Annotated in this window: 3 protein-coding genes; 2 read left to right on the top strand and 1 reads right to left on the bottom strand. The window is 64.1% G+C overall.

Translation table 11 applies throughout. The features are described from left to right. Window positions 1-242 precede the first annotated feature (242 nt). Window positions 243-1,115, bottom strand: a complete 873-nt coding sequence (locus tag ACOJTD_RS10805; RefSeq protein ID WP_420132917.1) for an SDR family oxidoreductase — start codon at window positions 1,113-1,115, stop codon at window positions 243-245. A 113-nt stretch (window positions 1,116-1,228) separates the two neighbouring features. Here ACOJTD_RS10805 and ACOJTD_RS10800 point away from each other — a divergent pair, with 113 nt between their 5' ends. Continuing rightward, the gene (locus ACOJTD_RS10800; protein WP_420132916.1) at window positions 1,229-2,038 is read left to right on the top strand and encodes a crotonase/enoyl-CoA hydratase family protein; all 810 of its coding nucleotides are present in this window, start codon (window positions 1,229-1,231) and stop codon (window positions 2,036-2,038) included. A 228-nt stretch (window positions 2,039-2,266) separates the two neighbouring features. Continuing rightward, on the top strand, window positions 2,267-3,698 hold a 1,432-nt coding region (locus tag ACOJTD_RS10795), incomplete at its 3' end, for an acyl-CoA synthetase (RefSeq protein WP_420132915.1).

Raw genomic sequence — 3,698 nt, 5'->3', positions numbered from 1 at the left:
AGCGGGAGCGAGTGTCGCGGGAAGGGGAGAGGTGCAGGCTGTCGCGGCGGTCGCGTTGCGCGCCAAGCACGGTCGCTGCACAAAAATATGCGGTCATCGCCCGGCTTGTCCGGGCGACCCAGTATTGCAGAGCGGTCGTGGTCGGCCGCTGACGCCCTGGAATACTGGATCCCCCGCATGCGCGGGGGATGACGTCGTCGTTAGTTGTCTCGCGGGCATCAGGATGACGACCGCGTTGCTTGTTACCCCCGCTTGGCGCGGTCCTTTTCGTTCTGGGCCTTGATCGAGGCCTTGGCCTGCTCCCAGTCGGAATTGCTCCAGTCGCGGAGCTGATAGAAGTTGCCGCCCATGGCGAGACCCTGGGCGCCGTCCATCGCGATGGTCTCGCCGTTGATCCAGTCGCAGCCGCCGGAGATCAGGAACACCGCGACGTTCTGCAGTTCTTCCATGGTGCCGACGCGGCCCATCGGATTCATCTTGATGGTGCGGGCGCCGGCCTCGTCGCCGGGCTTGATCCGCTTGCTCATGCCTTCGGTCGGAATTTCGCCGGGCGCAATGGTGTTGAGGCGGATGCCGTAACGGCCCCACTCGGTGGCCAGCGACATCGTCATGGCGTGGATCGCCGATTTGCTCATCGCCGATGGCACCACATAGGGGCTGCCGTTGCGCACCCAGGTGGTGGTGATCGACACCACATTGCCGCGGTGGCCGCCTTCGACCCAGCGCCGGCCGACCGCGTGCGTGACGTAGAAGGTGCCGTGCATCACGATATTGGCGACCGCGTCGAAGCCGCGCGGCGACAGTTCTTCTGTCCGTGAGATGAAATTTCCCGCCGCGTTGTTGATGAGATCGGTGAGCGGACCGGTCGCCCAGATCGTTTCGATCATGTGATCGACCGCCTGCGCATCGCGGATATCGACGCCGTACGTCATCACCTTGCCGCCGAACTGATCCATCAGTTCGGTCGCGGTCTCGTCGCACACGCCTTTGCGGCGGCCGCAGATATGCACTTCGGCGCCAAGCTGAAGAAAGCGCGCCGCCATCGCCTTGCCGAGGCCTGTGCCTCCGCCGGTGACCAGAATACGACGACCTGCGAGAAGCTTTTCGGTGAACATGTCAGATGCCCGGAAATGTGGAAGGTGTCTGTTGATTAAGCGATTGACTAAATTCCGACAACGCTTTTCTGTACGCCGCAACTGGTCACAATCACAACAGAGGAATCCGCCCCATGAATGATCGCGTATCGGTGTCGCTGACCGACGGCGTTGCCGACGTCCGGCTGGTGCGGGCCGACAAGATGAATGCGCTCGATGCCGCGATGTTCGAGGCGCTGGTGGCGACGACCGAACGGCTCGCCAAGGACAAGAGCGTGCGCGTTGTCGTGCTGTCCGGAGAGGGTAAGGCGTTTTGCGCCGGCCTTGATATGGGGCGTTTTGCCGCGATGAAGGAGAATGGTGGTAACGGAATTCCGGGAGGCGAATTTCGTGATCTCACCAAGCGTACGCACGGCCAGGCCAACGCGGCGCAGCAGGCGGTGTGGGGCTGGCGGACGCTACCGGTGCCGGTGATTGCTGCAGTGCACGGCGTCGCGTTCGGCGGCGGCTGTCAGCTCGCGCTCGGCGCCGACATCCGGCTGATGGCGCCGGACGCCCGGATGTCGGTCATGGAGATCAAATGGGGTCTGGTCCCCGATATGGCCGGCACGCCGATCCTGGCGACGCTGCTGCGTGACGACGTGTTGCGCGAACTGACCTACACCGGCCGCATCGTCGGCGCGCAGGAGGCCGTGAGCCTCGGCCTCGCCACCAAGGTGGTCGAGGATCCGCGCGCTGCGGCGCTGGAGATGGCGCGCGAAATCGCCGGCAAGAATCCGGACGCTATCCGCGCCGCGAAGCGCATGATGAACGCGCTGTCGGTCGATCCAGGTCCGGCGCTGATGGCGGAAAGCGTCGAGCAGCAGAAGTTGATCGGCTCGCCCAACCAGACCGAAGCGGTCCGCGCCAACATGGAAAAGCGCGCGCCGAAGTTCGCGGACTAGGACCGAACCGAAACCGCCTCGTCATTCCGAGGAGGCGAAGCGACGAAGCAATCCAGACACGGCGCATTTTGTCTGGATTGCTTCGCTTCGCTCGCAATGACGGGAAGAGGCCTGCATTCCACATCCTCATGGTTAGAGACCCATCGCTGCGATGCTCCTCACCATGGTGGTGCCCGGCTCGTGGAACACTTGCGCATCACCCGACACCAAGAAGCGGACCAACCAACGATGACTGACAACCAACTCCTCCACGGCATCCTGTCCGGCGAACGGCACCGCAGCTTCGACGAGGTCAATGCGCGGGCGGCGCGGATGGCGGGCGGGCTGCAGGCGCTCGGCGTCAAGCCAGGTGATTGCGTCTGCGTGCTGATGCGAAATGACGTGTCGTTTCTCGAAGCTGCCTACGCGGTGATGACAGTCGGCGCCTACATGGTGCCAGTGAACTGGCACTTCAAACAGGACGAGCTGGCTTACGTGCTGGGCGATACCGGCACGCGTGTGCTGATCGGCCACGCCGACCTGCTGCATGAAGCCGCCTCGGTGCTGCCTGCCGGCGTGACGATGTTGAGCGTCGAAACGCCGTCGGAAATTCTTTCCAACTACAAGGTCGTGCCGGAGCATCGCGCCGCGCCTGCAGGCGCGATCGATTTCGAGACCTGGCTGGCGCAGCAGAAGCCGTATGACGGACCGGCGTTGCCGCAGCCGCAGAACATGATCTACACCTCGGGCACTACCGGCCATCCCAAGGGCGTCAAGCGTTTCGCGCCGACGCCGGAGCAGGCCAAGAACGCCGAAGCGATGCGTGCGATGATCTACGGGCTCAAGCCCGGCGCCCGCGTGCTGTGCCCGGGGCCGCTGTATCACTCCGCCCCGAACGCCTTCGGCATTCGAGCCGGCCGGCGCGGCGGCCGGCTGGTGTTGTTGGCGCGGTGCGAGCCGGTGACGCTGCTGCCACTGATCGAGCGGCACCGCCTCGACACCGTGTTCATGGTGCCGACCATGTTCATCCGGCTGATGAAGCTGCCCGAAGAGGTGCGCAAGAAGTACGACGTCTCGTCGCTGACCCATGTGATCCACGCTGCGGCGCCGTGCCCGGCCGACGTCAAGCGCGCGATGATCGAGTGGTGGGGCCCGGTGATCTTCGAGTTCTATGGCTCGACCGAGTCCGGCGCGGTGACGTTCGCCAGCTCCGAGGATGCGCTGAAGAAGCCCGGCACCGTGGGCAAGATCGCGCCGGGCGCCGAGATCAAGTTCGTCGACGATGACGGCAAGGAACTGCCGCAGGGCGAAATCGGCGAGATATTTTCTCGGATCGCTGGCAATCCGGACTTCACCTATCACAACAAGCCGGAGAAGCGCGCCGAGATTGATCGCGACGGCTTCATCACCTCGGGCGACGTCGGCTACATCGATGCCGACGGCTATGTCTTCATCTGCGACCGCAAGCGCGACATGGTGATCTCCGGCGGCGTCAATATCTACCCGGCCGAGATCGAAGCCGCGATCCACGCCATTCCTGGCGTGCACGACTGTGCGGTGTTCGGCATTCCGGACGCAGAGTTCGGCGAGTCGTTGATGGCGATGCTGGAGCCGCAGCCCGGCGTCACGCTGGAGGAGGCGTACATCCGCGATCAGCTGAAGCACGCGCTGGCCGGCTATA

This window comes from Rhodopseudomonas sp., from assembly GCF_048594845.1.
Classification (GTDB): Bacteria; Pseudomonadota; Alphaproteobacteria; order Rhizobiales; family Xanthobacteraceae; genus Rhodopseudomonas.
Note: the sequence above shows the minus strand (reverse complement) of the source record. Positions and strands in the feature narration are given on the sequence as shown.

Coding starts and splice junctions, on each gene's coding strand:
- ACOJTD_RS10805 (WP_420132917.1), bottom strand. CDS start 1,115: ATGTTCACCGAAAAGCTTCTCGCAGGTCGTCGTATTCTGGTCACCGGC.
- ACOJTD_RS10800 (WP_420132916.1), top strand. CDS start 1,229: ATGAATGATCGCGTATCGGTGTCGCTGACCGACGGCGTTGCCGACGTC.